This window comes from Ruegeria sp. CDSC085 (assembly GCF_059610465.1).
Genome location: NZ_JBXWNR010000009.1, coordinates 112,957 through 127,006, shown reverse-complemented (window position 1 = coordinate 127,006; position 14,050 = coordinate 112,957). Strand labels below are relative to the sequence as shown.

Genomic DNA, 14,050 nt, shown 5'->3' with positions numbered 1-14,050 from the left:
CATCGCCACAACACAAAAAGGAGATGCGATATGGAAACCTTGAAACTGCTGACACTGACGGGATTGATCGCAACCGCACCGGTTCTTGCTTTTGCTAATGTCGGACTGGGCGACAAACTGGGCACAAGCGAAGCCGATATCCGCGCGGCCCTTGAAGCCCAGGGGTACCAGATCGAAGAGATCGAATTCGAAGGTGGGAAGATCGAGGTTGAACTCATCAAGGATGGCGTGGAAACTGAACTGGTTCTGTCTGACACGGACGGGGTGGTGACAGCCATCGAGCTCGAAGAGGATGACGACTGAACCTGCAACGTCCAAGGGGCCGCATGAAAGTACCTCAAACGTCTTTACTCTGGCTCCTTCTGGTGGTGCAGGCCCTCTGCGCCGCCTTTTTCATGACGGATGCGCTGCTGGATTGGACTGGCGGCGACGGCGCGGGGTTTCGTCACCTGCATTCGTTCGAGCTGTTTCTGTCGCTGGCGCTTGTCGGGGGCCTGAGCGCCACGATCGCCCTGATCCGTTCCCAGTCCAGACGGGTGCGCGACATGCAGCGGCAACTGGAAGTGGCGCAAGGGGCTTTTGCCCAGGTCATCGAAACTCAGTTCAGCGAGTGGCAGCTCAGTGGTGCTGAGCGTGACGTTGCCATGCTGACGATCAAGGGTCTTTCCATCGCGGAAATCGCCGGAATGCGACAGACGAAAGAAGGGACGATCAAGGCCCAAAGCGCTGCGGTCTATCGAAAGGCGGGCGTTTCCAGCAGGTTGCAGTTGCTCAGTTTCTTTGTCGACGAACTCCTGTCAGAACCGTTGGTCAGGGACGTGCCCTGAAACAGTGGCAGAACCTCGTACCTATTCACTCACACATTCCTAAAAACCTGTGAAACGAAGTGAAGGCCCGGCGCCTTTCTTTTTGGGCCAGCCTTGTCCACATCCATGGCATGCGGACTTTGGAACACTGGAGATGGTTATGTTCACGCGCCTCATTCTCGCCTCTTCGGCTCTGACGATCAGCGCAACGGCGCTTGCCGCGCAGAGCCTGGGCGACGGCACCTATATTCACGGCTTCATCGGCTACAGCCAGTTACAGGACAGCGATTTCACCGGGACGATCGGCGGCGCGACGCAATCGGTCGATACCGAATTCGACGCAGGTTTCGGACTGGGCTTCGCGATAGGTAAGGAAATCCCGCAATGGTCAAACGACATCATCGAAACGCGGATCGAACTGGAGCTGTCTTATCGCGACAGTGACGTGGATGGTGTGAACTTTACCGGCAATGGTCCGGGGCCCGAGGGCAATATCTCGGGCGACGTCTCGCAGACCTCGTTATTTGCCAATGTGCTGTTCGATTTCAGACAGGCCGGAGTGCTGACACCGTTTGCCGGGTTTGGTCTGGGTGCCACCTATTCGGATCTGGATTTTTCTTATGGGCCGGGTGTGGCGCTGGACGATACCGACACCACCTTTGCCGCCCAGGTGATCGCCGGTGTGGCATATGACATCAACTCGTCGACAGCGTTCACCGTTGATGCCCGTTACGCCCGTGCCTTTGATGTTTCGTCGCAGCGTCTGGCCCCCAACGGAACTTTGACCGGCAACGTAGAGGACGATCTGGATATATTCAGCGTCAATTTCGGACTTCGCTATAATTTCTGATCACTTCGGGTGTCAGGTTTCGCTCCGGTTTCCTGCCCCTTTTTGCCCTCGCGCCTCAGGTGCGGGGCCCCCGAAAAACCCTGAAAAAACAGCGCGCGCTGGATATGCCGGTGGTCATCCGGCCTGCAACAACCGCCCCCTTCATCTGGCTAAAAACATCCTCGGGGGGAATCGTGCCGGCAGCCACGATGGGGGGCAGACAGCCCCCCTGACCCGGCAACCGGCTTACGACGGCGCCTTGGTCTTGCGCAAATAGGGAAAGATCGTTTCGAACTCGCCAAACTTGGCCTTGGCGTCTTCGTTCGACACGGTTGGCGGGATGATCACGTCTTCGCCCGGCACCCAATTGGCAGGCGTCGCAACGCCCTTGGCTGACATCTGCAACCCGTCAAGCGCGCGTAGAATTTCAGCAAAGTTCCGGCCCACGGTCATCGGGTAGGTCATCGACAGCTTTAACTGCTTGTCCGGGCCGACAATGAAGACCGAGCGTACTGTGGCGCTGTCAGCCGGTGTACGGCCATCAGGCAGATAAGCTTCGGCGGGCAGCATGTCGAAGGCCTTGGACACAGCCAGACCATCATCAGCGATAATCGGGAAACCGGGATTGGCCTTGCCATATTCCTCGATGTCCTTCTTCCACTTCTTGTGGTCCTCGACACCATCAACCGATACGCCGATCACCTTGGTGTTGCGGGCGGCCCATTCGTCATTCAGCTGCGCAACGGCCGAAAACTCGGTTGTGCAAACAGGCGTGAAATCCTTTGGGTGCGAGAACAAAATGGCCCAGCTGTCACCGATCCAGTCGTGAAACTGAACGGTACCCTGATCCGTTTCTGCCGTGAAATTCGGGACGGTGTCGTTGATGCGCAAACCCATGGGGCATCTCCTTTTCTGTGAAAAACCTGAGTCGGTCGTCTGGAACCTAATCACTTTGTGCACAGGTTAAACCAGCCATCGTGTCCAGGGATACGGATTTCGTGAGCCTGACCAGAAAAAAATTTGATCAAATTCACTATTGCTCAGCCTGTGCATGGGTGACAGAGTGGCCCCGAACAGCCGGCTTCAGGCGAACCTTCAGGAGGGCTCAGGATGATCGAAAAGCGGGATTTCTATATTAACGGTCAGTGGGTGGCCCCGTCGCAGCCCAATGACTTCGAGGTCATCAACCCCTCGACCGAAGAGCCCTGCGCAGTGATCTCGCTTGGCGCCGAAGCCGACACGAATGCAGCCGTTGCCGCAGCCAAAGCCGCTTTGCCAGGCTGGATGGCAACTCCAGTGGAAACCCGCATCGCGCTGGTGGAAAAGCTGGTCGAACTCTATGCAACCCGGGCAGAGGATCTGGCGCAGGCGATGTCACTTGAAATGGGCGCCCCGATCGATCTGGCGCGCTCGGCGCAGGCTGGTGCCGGCATCTATCACCTGAAGAACTTCATCCGCGCCGCAAGGTCGTTTGAATTCGAGCGCCCGCTGGGGGATCATGCACCGAATGATCGCATCATTTATGAGGCGGTTGGCGTTGCCGCTCTGATCACGCCGTGGAACTGGCCGATGAACCAGATCACGCTCAAGGTTGGTGCTGCTGCGATTGCGGGCTGCACGATGGTTCTGAAACCGTCAGAACAAAGCCCGCTGAACGCGATGATTTTTGCCGAGATGATGGACAAGGCAGGCTTCCCGCCCGGTGTGTTCAATCTGGTCAACGGCGACGGAGCGGGTGTTGGATCGCAACTTTCGGGTCATCCGGATGTTGATATGGTCAGCTTCACCGGTTCGACTCGCGCGGGCACTGCGATTTCGAAGAACGCGGCTGACACCCTCAAGAAAGTGCATTTGGAACTGGGAGGCAAAGGAGCCAACGTCATCTTTGAGGATGCGGACGAAAAAGCGGTCAAGCGCGGGGTGCTGCACATGATGCAAAACACCGGCCAGAGCTGTAACGCACCCAGCCGGATGTTGGTGCAGCGCCCGATCTACGACGAGGCTGTGGAAACGGCGGCCGAAGTTGCGAACATGGTCAAGGTTGGCCCTGCCATGGAGGAAGGTCGCCACATCGGTCCGGTTGTGAATGAAGTTCAGTGGACCAAGATTCAGGACCTGATCCAGAAGGGCATCGACGAAGGTGCGCGGCTGGTTGCAGGCGGCACCGGACGACCTGAGGGGCTGAACAAGGGCTATTATGTCCGCCCCACGGTCTTTGCTGATGCAAATAACCAGATGACCATCGCCCGCGAAGAAATCTTTGGCCCAGTTCTGACCATGATCCCCTTCGACACAGAAGAGGAGGCTGTCGAAACCGCCAATGATACACCCTATGGCCTGACCAATTATGTTCAGACACAGGATGGTGCGCGTGCCAATCGCATGGCGCGGGCTCTGCGGTCGGGCATGGTCGAAATGAACGGACAATCGCGCAGCGCGGGCTCACCGTTCGGCGGCATGAAGCAATCCGGCAACGGGCGGGAAGGCGGAGTCTTCGGTCTCGAGGATTTCCTTGAAGTCAAAGCCGTCGGCGGCTGGGCCGCAGAGTAACTTCACCTGCGAAGCAGACAGATTGGGCGGGGCAACGCGGTTGCCTCGCCCATTACGCTCTATACGGGCCGCACCACAAGCTGGGGTTCGCCATCGGACGTGTGGCGTCTGGACCGACCGTCCCACTCAATCTCTCCGGTGACGCGCTGTCGAAATGCAGAGAAGCTGTCAAAGCGGACCACATCTACCGGCGTATCGAAATGCAGGGTCACTCGGCGACGCGCGCCATCGCCCAATACGGTCATGCCGCGAATTTCGGCTGTGAACGCCTGACCCAAATAGCGTCCTTCAACCCGATCACCTACGCGCAGATGCATCCGGTTTCCGGACATCGCATGCAAGGTGTTCCAGTCTCGAACGCCATGCTGATGGGCCAGGAGTTCCAATGCCGCGCTATGCGACAGAGAAACACCCGTCGTTTTCAGTTTTTCCCGCAAGCGTTTTGCCTGCGCTTTCAGCTCTTCAACCGGAGCAACGGTTTGGGATCGTGTCATCATGTGCCTCGTTTCCTTGAACGGGCGCGAAATCAGGACGGGGCTCGCATTACCATCCGCGCGCCAAGAAAGGGCAACAGATGCATTTCAAAACCGGGTTTCACCAAAGCCAATGGCCGCGAACGGCAGGGGACCCGAACCTGAGGTGCCTTTTGGCAGCGGTCAGGCCGTCTGTCAATCAGGCGTCTGCCTGCGCCGCCTCGTAGGCCAGCATGGCACGCTTGACCGGCAATCCCCAGTGATAGCCTCCCAGGCCACCTGACTTGCGCAATGCCCTATGGCAGGGGATCAGCCAACTGACCGGGTTGCGGCCAACTGCCGTTCCCACTGCGCGAACTGCTTGCGGAGAGCCGACCCGTTGGGCGATCTCGGAGTAGGTCGTGACCTGCCCGGACGGGATATGCATCAGCGCTTCCCACACCTTGATTTGCAGAGGTGATCCGATCAGGAAAACCGGTGTTGGCTCCAACCGATCGTTGGCAGCGCCAAAAGCACTCAGCGCCCAAGGACGCAGGCGCATCGGATCTTCGACAAACGTCGCCTTGGGCCAGCGTGAGATCATGTCTTCCATCGCGGCCTCTTCGCCGGTCTCGGCCCCGAAGGCCATGCCGCAGATGCCCTTGTCGGAACCCATGACCAGCGCGGGGCCAAAGGGGCATTCGAACCACCCCCAATAGATCGTCAGACCTTCGCCCTTGCGGGCATATTCGCCGGGGCTCATGGATTCCCACTTCAGGAACAGATCATGCAGACGTCCGCTACCGGACAGGCCCACATTGTGTGCCGTTTCCAGTGTTGTGAACCGTTCGCGCAGCAATGCCTTCGCATGGCCCAGTGTCAGGTATTGTTGGTACCGTTTTGGCGACACTCCGGTCCAACGCGAGAACAGGCGCTGGAAATGGGCCGGGCTCATATCCATCTGGCGTGCCAGTTCATCAAGGCTCAGGCCCTCGCCGCCCTGATCAATCAGGTCGATTGCGCGGCGCATGACGTTGTAATGGTATCCGCTTTCCGGGGTCTGGACGTTCATGGTTCCACCTCATCTTCTGACAAAACCATAGCGCGCAGGCCACGCTGCCGCGACCCGGAACTTGCGCATTGGCTTTGGGCTTGTGTCAGAGCCCGGTGGACGGCATTAAGGCCCGGATGGCAAAGCAACTCGACTATCATACGATCCGCGAGATTTTCACGCGCTTTCAAGAGGCCGACCCGGAACCCAAGGGCGAGCTGGAGCATGTGAACGTCTATACTCTGGTCGTCGCCGTGGCCCTTTCGGCGCAAGCCACGGATGCAGGCGTCAACAAAGCGACGCGCGCGCTGTTCAAGATCGCCGACACGCCGCAAAAGATGCTGGATCTGGGCGAGGAAGGCCTGATCGAGCACATCAAGACCATTGGTTTGTTCCGCCAGAAGGCCAAGAACGTCATCAAGCTCAGCCGTATCCTCGTAGACGAATATGGCGGCGAGGTTCCCAATTCCCGGGCTGCCCTGCAATCCCTTCCGGGTGTGGGCCGAAAGACGGCCAACGTGGTTCTGAACATGTGGTGGCGACAACCGGCGCAGGCGGTGGACACCCATATCTTTCGCGTCGGCAACCGCACCGGTATTTGCCCCGGCAAAGATGTAGACACTGTCGAACGCGCCATCGAAGACAATATTCCTGCTGACTTTCAACTTCATGCGCATCACTGGTTGATCCTGCATGGCCGGTACCATTGCAAGGCGCGCAAGCCGCAATGCCCGACCTGCATCATCCGTGATCTCTGCCAATTCGAGGACAAAACCCTATGAAGACTTATCAACTGACCGGCATCGGAAATGCCGTTGTGGATGTGATTTCCCAGGCCGATGACAGCTTCCTGGAGCTGATGGGCATCGAAAAAGGCATCATGCAGTTGATCGAACAGGAACGCGGCGAGGTGCTGTACGCCTCGATGGAAAGCCGTGTTCAAACGCCGGGCGGCTCGGTGGCCAATACCATTGCGGGCGCAGGCGCACTTGGGCTGGATGCTGCGTTCATCGGCCGGGTTCACGATGACGCGCTGGGCCGTTTCTATGCAGATGCGATGAACGAGGATGGCGTCGATTTCGTGAACCCACCTGTACCCGGTGGTGAATTGCCGACGTCACGTTCGATGATCTTTGTGTCGCCCGATGGTGAGCGGTCAATGAACACCTATCTGGGCATTTCCTCGGAACTGTCGTCTCAGGATGTCTCAGAAGAGGTCGCTGGAAACAGCCAGATCATGTTCCTCGAGGGGTATCTGTTCGACAAGGAAAAAGGCAAAGCGGCATTCCTTGAGGCCGCGCGCGCCTGCCATAAGAGTGACGGCAAGGCCGGCATCGCCATTTCCGACCCGTTCTGCGTGGAACGTCACCGGGTCGATTTCCTGCTGCTGATCGAAAATGAGCTGGACTTCGTGATCGGCAATGAGGCCGAGATCAAATCACTGTTCGAAACTGACGATCTGGAAGAAGCATTGGCCAAGACGGCCGCGATCTGTCCGCTGGTGGTCTGCACCCGCTCAGGCGACGGTGTGACCGTTCTGAACGGCGACACCCGCATTGACGTGCCGGTTGAAAAGATTGTCCCTGTTGATGCAACAGGCGCAGGCGACCAGTTTGCGGCGGGCTTCCTTTTCGGCATGGCCACGGGTCGGGATTACGAGACCTGCGCCCGCATCGGCAATGTCTGCGCCCGCGAAGTCATCAGCCATATCGGCCCACGCCCCGAGGCAAACATGCAGGAATTGCTGCACGCCGAAGGGTTGATGTGACCTCAAATCAGGACCCTCTTGATTTGATCTGAAAACGGTTCGGGGCACCCACGCCCCGGCCCTGCCGTTTATTAAGAAAACAGCGCCAGCCAGATTCCAACAAACATCAGAACTCCGCCCAGGTTCACCCAGACGTGCCATATCGCGTAACGAAACGGTAGTGTCTTTTGGGCGTAAAACATCGTTCCGATAACATAACTGGCTGCGCCACCCACAATGCACCAAAGTGTGGCTGTGGGAACAGTGGTCATGTCTGGGATTGCCCCCAGGCCAATGCCACCCAAACCAAGGTATGACGCTGTCGACCATCGTGATTTGACCGTTTCATTTGCGATCTTGTTCCAGACGGCTGCGATGGTCAGGCTCCAGCATACCCATAGCAGCGTCATGGTCCATGTCGTGCCCGCCTGAACGAAGAACGGCGTGAAGGTCCCGCAGATGCTGGGATAAATCGCGGCATGGTCGATACGACGCAGCAGTTTGCGACGGTCATGCCTGGGCGCAAAATGATAGGCACAGGACGCAAGGTTCGACGCAAGCGCACAGAGAACATAAACAATGACCGCAAGAAGCAGCGCGGAATCCAAACGCTGATAGGCGTTCATGATCAGCAGGCTGCCAGCGGTCAGGATCAGGGACAACCCGAACACATGGACGACCATGTCGGCAGAGCGATGCGCGCGTACGGGGCTGGGATAGGTCGTTTGAGTCATGACAGGCCGGTTATGAACGGCTCAGCGCTAAAGGCCAGCCTGGAAAATGTCCAACTTTCCCAAGCGTCAGGCCTTTTTGCCCAAGTAGCTGTCAAAAGCCTTCAGCACTTGTTCATACACCGTGCGTTTGAACGGTACGATCTCTTCGATCAACCGATCAGGCGCCTGCCATTTCCAGTGTGAGAATTCGGGGTGATCGGTCGCGATATTGATCTGATCATCTGCCCCGATAAAGCGCAGCAGATACCATTTCTGTTCCTGCCCGCGATAGCGACCTTTCCAGATCTTGGGCACGATGTCGTGCGGAAGATCATAGGGCAGCCAGCCATCGGTCTCTGCCACGACCTCGACTAGATCCGCAGTCACGCCGGTTTCTTCCCACAGCTCGCGCAAGGCTGCGTCGCGCGGGTCTTCGCCCTTGTCCACGCCACCCTGTGGCATTTGCCAGGCGTCCTTGTGGCGATCATTGCGCTGGCCGACGAAAATCTTGCCCTCGGCATTCATCAACATCAGCCCGACGCAGGGGCGATATGGCAGTTTGGCGATTTCTTCGGGGGTCATGCGCGGCCTCAGCGGGTTGTTTCGACCACCTCTAGCAATCACCGGCGCAACAGCAAAGAGGGTGACGTGGGGTTTCGCGTGACAAAGTTGACGCGAACGTCAATCTATCACGCAAATTCGGGAGGGAGAGTTTCGTCATGACTGCGTACCCAAACATGCTGGTCCCGCTGGATCTGGGCTTTACCACGTTGAAAAACCGCGTGCTGATGGGCTCGATGCACACCGGGCTTGAGGAAACCGGCGACTGGAACCGGGTGGCCGAGTTTTATGCAGCGCGCGCTCGCGGTGGTGTGGCGCTTATGGTGACGGGCGGAATTGGGCCAAACCTTGAAGGCTCGGTCCTGCCCGGCGCTGCGATGATGACCAGCGACAAGGATGTGGCCAACCATTCCATCGTCACCGACCGGGTGCATCAGGCGGGCGGCAAGATCGCCATGCAGATCCTGCATGCGGGTCGCTATTCCTATGGCCCCAAATGCGTGGCGCCCAGCCCGGTGAAGTCGCCGATCTCTCCCTTCCCACCGAACGAGCTGGACGAAGAAGGTATTGAGAAACAGATCAACGATATCGTGAACGCCGCCGTGCTGGCCCGGAAGGCGGGCTATGACGGGGTCGAGATCATGGGGTCAGAAGGGTATTTCCTCAACCAGTTCCTGGTGACTCATACCAACAAGCGCACCGACCGCTGGGGCGGGTCCTATGAGAACCGGATGCGCCTGCCGCTGGAAGTGGTGCGCCGCACCCGCGATGCAGTGGGCAGTGATTTCATCATCATCTACCGCCTGTCGATGATCGACCTGGTGCCCAATGGCTCGACCTTTGACGAGGTGGTGCAGCTGGCGCAGCGGATCGAGCAAGCCGGGGCAACGATCATCAACACCGGCATCGGCTGGCACGAGGCGCGGATTCCGACCATCGCCACCAGCGTCCCGCGGGCGGCCTTTGCCTGGGTGACCAAAAAACTGATGGGCAAGGTGGGGATTCCGGTCATCACCTCGAACCGGATCAACACGCCGGACGTGGCCGAACAGGTGCTGGCCGAGGGCTGCGCCGACATGGTCTCGCTGGCCCGGCCGATGCTGGCGGATGCGGATTTCGTGAACAAGGCAATTGCCGGCGAAGCCACGAAGATCGCGCCCTGCATCGCCTGCAATCAGGCCTGTCTGGACCACACCTTCAGCGGAAAGCTGACCTCCTGCCTGGTGAACCCGCGCGCCTGCCACGAGACCGAGCTGGTGATCGAAAAGACCGACGCGCCCAAGCGCGTGGCCATCGTGGGTGCGGGTCCGGCGGGCCTGTCCACGGCGATGACCGCCGCCCAGCGCGGCCATGACGTGACCGTGTTCGACAAGGCCGACGAGATCGGCGGGCAACTGAACATGGCCAAGCAGGTGCCGGGCAAGGAAGAGTTCTGGGGGCTGGTGGACTGGTACAGCACCATGCTCGACACGCTGGGCGTCAAGGTCGAACTGGGCCGCGAGGTTGGCGCCGATGATCTGACCGGGTTCGACGAGGTGGTGATCGCCACCGGCGTCAATCCGCGCGACCCGCAGATCCCCGGAGAGGATCGCGACAATGTCGTAAACTATATCGACGTGCTGCGCGACAAGGCTCCGGTGGGCAAATCGGTGGCCGTGATCGGTGCGGGCGGTATCGGCTTCGACGTGTCGGAATACCTGCTGGAGGAAGGCCACTCGCCCACCACCAACTTGCCCCTGTGGATGAAGGAGTGGGGCGTCGCCGATCCCGAGCAGCACCGCGCAGGCCTGGCGCCCGAAGGCCCGCAGCCCGAGGCGCCCAAGCGCCAGATCACGCTACTGCAGCGCAAGAAACAGGCGCATGGCAAGGGACTGGGCAAGACCACCGGCTGGATTCACCGCGCGACGCTGAAGATGAAGGACGTGAACTTCGTGGGCGGCGTGAATTACGAGCGCATCGATGACGAGGGGCTGCATGTCTCGTTCGGAGAAGAGCGCGCCGACCCGACTGTAATCCCTGTTGACACTGTTGTACTGTGTTCAGGTCAGGTTTCAGAGCGGTCATTGGCAGATGCACTGATCGAGCGAGGAGTCACGCCACACGTGATCGGCGGTGCGGATGTGGCCGCAGAGTTGGACGCCAAACGCGCAATCAATCAGGGCACACGTCTGGCCGCTACGTTTTGAAACGAATTTCAAGTTACGTCGAGGAAAGCCGTCTCTAATGGGGCGGCTTTTTTGTGCTGCTTGACTTAGATGTTATCAATGTACGTATGTATCACATGAGTCATAAAATAGAACGAACCAAACAGGAATTCGAATTGAGAAACGCCTGCTGAAGGTCCTCAAGGGACTGGCGGAGTCATTGGACATGACCCTTGGTTATCTGATCGAGGGCATCGCCCTGCACAGCTTCGAGAACAAGCCGGCTTTTTCCAAGGAAACGCTGGAGAAGATCAAGCAGCTCAAAACCGTCTATGACCTCGACTGGACGGCCGAGGACAGTCACCGTTTCAAGTAGGACGAGAAATGAGCGCCGAGATCACCAGCGCGTTTGAGGCACATGCCATCGACAATACGACGTTCGGACATGCCGAACATGTTCAGGTCGCCTACGATCTGTTGCGCAAGTATGACTTCATCGATGCGGCCGCGATCTACGCCAAGGGACTCCGTTCACCTGCGACCAACGCAGGCGCCCCGGACACGTTCAACCTGCGGCTGGGCATGCGGACTACTCCACGGTAATCGTAATCACTTCGGATACAATCGGTGTGGCATGTGGCACGTGCCCGGCGTCGCCCAGAACCAGTTGCAATGTGTGCTGGCCCGATGGCAGGTCCAGCGTCACTTCGGTCTGACCGCCTCCGAAGTGTATGTGGTTGTCGTCGGCGGGCAAACCATTGGCCAACTCATCTGCACCATCCTCGCCCTCACCCAGCGGGGGACGGTCAAGCAGCAGATGGTGGTGTCCGGTGTTTTCTTTCTCGGTTCCCGCTGGAGCGACACCCATGCCGCTGAGGCCAAAGACAACCGTGACCGGTGATTGCACGGTGTCACCGTCCGACAGGTTGACGAAATAGACCTTTGCATCGGGATTCGATGGGGTCTCTCCTCCGGCGTGTGCAAAACCCGCCGAAAGGCAAAGGGCAGCAATGGCGAAAAAGGTCTTCATGATCTTCTCCCTGGTCACAAAAATGCCATTCTCAAGGTAACAGCTTAGCGCGATTGCCCTGAAAACACAGCATCACAATGCCTGAGGCGAGATTGGAAACCACTGTTTCTGCGTTTCCCATACGCAAACGATCCGATTCAAATCCCTGATATTATCCCATGTCTGCCCCGTTTCCGCCCAGATTCAGCGCCATAGTCAGGACGGAAATCAAGATCTGGGGAACGAGTATGGACCGACTGACCGAAATGGAAGCCTTCGCCAATGTGGTGGACCAGGGTGGCTTCACCGATGCGGCCAAGAAGATGGGCATCTCCAAATCAGCCGTGTCCAAACACGTATCGAGCCTTGAAGCACGTCTGGGAGCGCGACTATTGAACCGTACCACGCGCCGGGTGTCACCAACAGAAATCGGGCTGGCCTACTATGACCGCGCGCGCCGCGTTCTCAATGATGCAGGAGAAGCGGATTCACTGGTCACGTCGATGCAATCAGCCCCATCTGGTCTTTTGCGCATCAGCGTTGCCACGGATTTCGGCGTAAATCACCTGTCACCTGTGCTGTCCGAGTTCCTTGCGGCCTACCCCGACATCACTGTGAACATGGTACTGAACAATCGTTACGTCGAACTTATTTCCGAAGGATTTGACGTGGCCGTCCGCATTGGTGAGCTGGAAGACAGCACGCTGCGGGCCCGCAAACTGACCGAAACCGTCAAACGCATGGTCGCCGCGCCCAGTTATGTCGAAAGATTCGGCCGCCCACAGAAGATCGACGATCTGAACGAACACAAGCTGCTGCATTATTCCAGCCAGTCCTCGGGCAATGTCTGGAAACTGACCGCGCCATCCGGCGAAAAGCGTCAGGTTCGAACAGCCGGATGGTTGAGCGTGAACGATGGCCAATCCCTGTTGAACGCGGCGGTTTCCGGCTTGGGTATCGCGTATCTGCCCAGCTATCTTTACGCAGAAGCCTTGAAGGCAGGGCTGGTTGTCGATGCCATGCCATCCCTGCCCGACGAAGTTCAAGGCGTTTACGCGGTCTACCCGCCCGGCCGTTTTACACAACCCAAAGTGCGGGCTTTCATTGATTTCCTCGTCGACTCTTTCCACGAGAAGGGTCCGATGGACTGGTAATTTCTCCCTGAAGACCAACCTTTGGCCCGCATGTAAAAGTGCGGGCCTTTTTTATGGACCGATCACCGACAGCCCCATGGACCGGGCGGAAGAGCGCAGGCTGTCGGTCAGCACATTCTGACCCCGCGGCGGTGTTTCGGAACTGCGTGCCAAAAGGGCGATATCGCGATTTGCATTGGCAATGGAGAGTGGGCGCAACCGCACCTCGTCGCGGTAAATCCCCTGTCTGCGAGCATAAAGATCAGGCAGTACCGCAACACCAACACCCGAAGCCGCCATCAGGACAATGGAATCAAGTGTCGTGCCTTCATACTCATCCGAAACCACCCCACCGCATTCTGCCGCCAATGCATAGACGATGCGCGACAGGCGGTGGCTTTGATCCAGGGTGAGGAAAATCCGGTTCTGAAGATCTATGGCACTGACACCCTGCAAATCCCGCGCCAGAACGTCATCTACGGCAACCGCGACCCAGAGAGGTTCGTTGAACAAACGATGTTGCACAGTATTCGGATGGTCTTCGGGCGTGGACAATATCAGGTCAAATCGACCGGATTTCAGACCCTGTTCCAGATCCAGTGTGTTTTCCTCGCGCACGACAATGCGCAATCCGGGGCGAATCTGGTGCACCTGTTTGATGGCTTGCGGCAACAGATAGGGCCCGATCGAAGGCAATACCCCCAGTCGCAACCTTCCTCCGACGGGCATATCGTTCGACATTGCATGGCGCAGGTCCTTGACCTCTGCCAGGATCTTCTGCGCGCGCAAGATGAACTCTTCACCCTTTGTCGTCACCTGGATTCCACCACGGTTACGATCAAAGATTCGAACGCCAAGTTCTTGTTCTACAGTCGCAATTTGCGTCGACAGGCTGGGCTGGCTGACATTCAGCACCTCGGCAGCCAAACTGAATCGCCCAAGGCGACTGACGGTAACGATGTATTCCAACTGCCGCAATGTCGGGCGCATTTCATAGCCTGAAACTATTTATAACTTAGAAAGATAGTATTTGGCGAAATCTGTTTTGCAAGGCA

General features: G+C 58.0%; 17 protein-coding genes. 10 read left to right on the top strand and 7 right to left on the bottom strand.

Translation table 11 applies throughout. From position 1 onward, the window contains the following. The first annotated feature begins 30 nt into the window (after positions 1 to 30). The 3 genes from AC2FJB_RS14420 to AC2FJB_RS14410 all read left to right on the top strand — a co-directional run bounded on the left by AC2FJB_RS14420 (position 31) and on the right by AC2FJB_RS14410 (position 1,656). Positions 31 to 303, top strand: coding sequence for a PepSY domain-containing protein (locus tag AC2FJB_RS14420; RefSeq protein ID WP_117871794.1), 273 nt, complete (start codon positions 31 to 33; stop codon positions 301 to 303). A gap of 23 nt (positions 304 to 326) precedes the next feature. Next, entirely contained in the window at positions 327 to 827 is a 501-nt protein-coding gene (locus AC2FJB_RS14415) for a helix-turn-helix transcriptional regulator (RefSeq protein ID WP_496718912.1), read from the top strand. A gap of 139 nt (positions 828 to 966) precedes the next feature. Further along, entirely contained in the window at positions 967 to 1,656 is a 690-nt protein-coding gene (locus AC2FJB_RS14410) for an outer membrane protein (RefSeq protein WP_496718911.1), read from the top strand. Between the two features lie 225 nt (positions 1,657 to 1,881). Here the strand turns inward: AC2FJB_RS14410 and AC2FJB_RS14405 are convergent, their stop codons facing one another. Next, entirely contained in the window at positions 1,882 to 2,532 is a 651-nt protein-coding gene (locus AC2FJB_RS14405; protein WP_496718910.1) for a peroxiredoxin, read from the bottom strand. A gap of 213 nt (positions 2,533 to 2,745) precedes the next feature. Between AC2FJB_RS14405 and AC2FJB_RS14400 the strand changes: the two genes are divergently transcribed. Next, positions 2,746 to 4,185, top strand: a complete 1,440-nt coding sequence (locus tag AC2FJB_RS14400; RefSeq protein ID WP_496718909.1) for an aldehyde dehydrogenase family protein — start codon at positions 2,746 to 2,748, stop codon at positions 4,183 to 4,185. Between the two features lie 59 nt (positions 4,186 to 4,244). On the opposite strand, the gene AC2FJB_RS14395 is transcribed toward AC2FJB_RS14400, so the two are convergent. Together AC2FJB_RS14395 and AC2FJB_RS14390 are read right to left on the bottom strand one after the other, a co-directional pair. Then, positions 4,245 to 4,682 (bottom strand): glyoxalase superfamily protein, encoded by a 438-nt coding sequence (locus AC2FJB_RS14395; RefSeq protein ID WP_496818544.1) that lies wholly within the window; start codon positions 4,680 to 4,682, stop codon positions 4,245 to 4,247. Positions 4,683 to 4,857: 175 nt separating this feature from the next. Further along, positions 4,858 to 5,709 carry a bifunctional helix-turn-helix domain-containing protein/methylated-DNA--[protein]-cysteine S-methyltransferase gene (locus AC2FJB_RS14390; RefSeq protein ID WP_299899520.1) on the bottom strand — a complete coding sequence of 284 codons (852 nt, stop codon included), beginning with the start codon at positions 5,707 to 5,709 and terminating at the stop codon, positions 4,858 to 4,860. 116 nt (positions 5,710 to 5,825) lie between these two features. Here AC2FJB_RS14390 and nth point away from each other — a divergent pair, with 116 nt between their 5' ends. Together nth and AC2FJB_RS14380 are read left to right on the top strand one after the other, a co-directional pair. Then, positions 5,826 to 6,470 carry an endonuclease III gene (gene nth / locus AC2FJB_RS14385; RefSeq protein WP_117871781.1) on the top strand — a complete coding sequence of 215 codons (645 nt, stop codon included), beginning with the start codon at positions 5,826 to 5,828 and terminating at the stop codon, positions 6,468 to 6,470. Continuing rightward, positions 6,467 to 7,456 carry an adenosine kinase gene (locus tag AC2FJB_RS14380; protein WP_299899522.1) on the top strand — a complete coding sequence of 330 codons (990 nt, stop codon included), beginning with the start codon at positions 6,467 to 6,469 and terminating at the stop codon, positions 7,454 to 7,456. The genes nth and AC2FJB_RS14380 overlap by 4 nt, the downstream gene beginning before the upstream one ends. 71 nt (positions 7,457 to 7,527) lie before the next feature. Here AC2FJB_RS14380 and trhA read toward each other — a convergent pair whose 3' ends face one another. Then, a complete protein-coding gene (gene trhA, locus AC2FJB_RS14375; RefSeq protein ID WP_496718906.1) occupies positions 7,528 to 8,169 on the bottom strand; it encodes a PAQR family membrane homeostasis protein TrhA in 642 nt (213 codons plus the stop codon). Between the two features lie 66 nt (positions 8,170 to 8,235). Beyond that, complete coding sequence (locus AC2FJB_RS14370) at positions 8,236 to 8,730, bottom strand: RNA pyrophosphohydrolase (RefSeq protein WP_299899524.1); 495 nt, start codon at positions 8,728 to 8,730, stop codon at positions 8,236 to 8,238. A gap of 137 nt (positions 8,731 to 8,867) precedes the next feature. Between AC2FJB_RS14370 and AC2FJB_RS14365 the strand changes: the two genes are divergently transcribed. The 3 genes from AC2FJB_RS14365 (at position 8,868) to AC2FJB_RS14355 (ending at position 11,456) form a co-directional block, all read left to right on the top strand. Continuing rightward, positions 8,868 to 10,895 carry an FAD-dependent oxidoreductase gene (locus tag AC2FJB_RS14365; RefSeq protein ID WP_496718904.1) on the top strand — a complete coding sequence of 676 codons (2,028 nt, stop codon included), beginning with the start codon at positions 8,868 to 8,870 and terminating at the stop codon, positions 10,893 to 10,895. 184 nt (positions 10,896 to 11,079) lie between these two features. After that, complete coding sequence (locus tag AC2FJB_RS14360; RefSeq protein ID WP_299899528.1) at positions 11,080 to 11,229, top strand: hypothetical protein; 150 nt, start codon at positions 11,080 to 11,082, stop codon at positions 11,227 to 11,229. Positions 11,230 to 11,237: 8 nt separating this feature from the next. Continuing rightward, positions 11,238 to 11,456 (top strand): hypothetical protein, encoded by a 219-nt coding sequence (locus AC2FJB_RS14355; RefSeq protein WP_496718903.1) that lies wholly within the window; start codon positions 11,238 to 11,240, stop codon positions 11,454 to 11,456. On the opposite strand, the gene AC2FJB_RS14350 is transcribed toward AC2FJB_RS14355, so the two are convergent. Beyond that, positions 11,443 to 11,883 (bottom strand): DUF4399 domain-containing protein, encoded by a 441-nt coding sequence (locus AC2FJB_RS14350; RefSeq protein ID WP_117871767.1) that lies wholly within the window; start codon positions 11,881 to 11,883, stop codon positions 11,443 to 11,445. The genes AC2FJB_RS14355 and AC2FJB_RS14350 overlap by 14 nt on opposite strands. A 227-nt stretch (positions 11,884 to 12,110) precedes the next feature. Here AC2FJB_RS14350 and AC2FJB_RS14345 point away from each other — a divergent pair, with 227 nt between their 5' ends. Further along, on the top strand, positions 12,111 to 13,016 hold the full coding sequence (locus tag AC2FJB_RS14345; protein WP_117871765.1) for a LysR family transcriptional regulator: 906 nt from the start codon (positions 12,111 to 12,113) through the stop codon (positions 13,014 to 13,016). 51 nt (positions 13,017 to 13,067) lie between these two features. Here AC2FJB_RS14345 and AC2FJB_RS14340 read toward each other — a convergent pair whose 3' ends face one another. Continuing rightward, positions 13,068 to 13,985 (bottom strand): hydrogen peroxide-inducible genes activator, encoded by a 918-nt coding sequence (locus tag AC2FJB_RS14340; protein ID WP_496718902.1) that lies wholly within the window; start codon positions 13,983 to 13,985, stop codon positions 13,068 to 13,070. Positions 13,986 to 14,050 lie beyond the last annotated feature (65 nt).

Coding starts and splice junctions, on each gene's coding strand:
- AC2FJB_RS14420 (WP_117871794.1), top strand. CDS start 31: ATGGAAACCTTGAAACTGCTGACACTGACGGGATTGATCGCAACCGCA.
- AC2FJB_RS14415 (WP_496718912.1), top strand. CDS start 327: ATGAAAGTACCTCAAACGTCTTTACTCTGGCTCCTTCTGGTGGTGCAG.
- AC2FJB_RS14410 (WP_496718911.1), top strand. CDS start 967: ATGTTCACGCGCCTCATTCTCGCCTCTTCGGCTCTGACGATCAGCGCA.
- AC2FJB_RS14405 (WP_496718910.1), bottom strand. CDS start 2,532: ATGGGTTTGCGCATCAACGACACCGTCCCGAATTTCACGGCAGAAACG.
- AC2FJB_RS14400 (WP_496718909.1), top strand. CDS start 2,746: ATGATCGAAAAGCGGGATTTCTATATTAACGGTCAGTGGGTGGCCCCG.
- AC2FJB_RS14395 (WP_496818544.1), bottom strand. CDS start 4,682: ATGATGACACGATCCCAAACCGTTGCTCCGGTTGAAGAGCTGAAAGCG.
- AC2FJB_RS14390 (WP_299899520.1), bottom strand. CDS start 5,709: ATGAACGTCCAGACCCCGGAAAGCGGATACCATTACAACGTCATGCGC.
- nth (WP_117871781.1), top strand. CDS start 5,826: ATGGCAAAGCAACTCGACTATCATACGATCCGCGAGATTTTCACGCGC.
- AC2FJB_RS14380 (WP_299899522.1), top strand. CDS start 6,467: ATGAAGACTTATCAACTGACCGGCATCGGAAATGCCGTTGTGGATGTG.
- trhA (WP_496718906.1), bottom strand. CDS start 8,169: ATGACTCAAACGACCTATCCCAGCCCCGTACGCGCGCATCGCTCTGCC.
- AC2FJB_RS14370 (WP_299899524.1), bottom strand. CDS start 8,730: ATGACCCCCGAAGAAATCGCCAAACTGCCATATCGCCCCTGCGTCGGG.
- AC2FJB_RS14365 (WP_496718904.1), top strand. CDS start 8,868: ATGACTGCGTACCCAAACATGCTGGTCCCGCTGGATCTGGGCTTTACC.
- AC2FJB_RS14360 (WP_299899528.1), top strand. CDS start 11,080: ATGACCCTTGGTTATCTGATCGAGGGCATCGCCCTGCACAGCTTCGAG.
- AC2FJB_RS14355 (WP_496718903.1), top strand. CDS start 11,238: ATGAGCGCCGAGATCACCAGCGCGTTTGAGGCACATGCCATCGACAAT.
- AC2FJB_RS14350 (WP_117871767.1), bottom strand. CDS start 11,883: ATGAAGACCTTTTTCGCCATTGCTGCCCTTTGCCTTTCGGCGGGTTTT.
- AC2FJB_RS14345 (WP_117871765.1), top strand. CDS start 12,111: ATGGACCGACTGACCGAAATGGAAGCCTTCGCCAATGTGGTGGACCAG.
- AC2FJB_RS14340 (WP_496718902.1), bottom strand. CDS start 13,985: ATGCGCCCGACATTGCGGCAGTTGGAATACATCGTTACCGTCAGTCGC.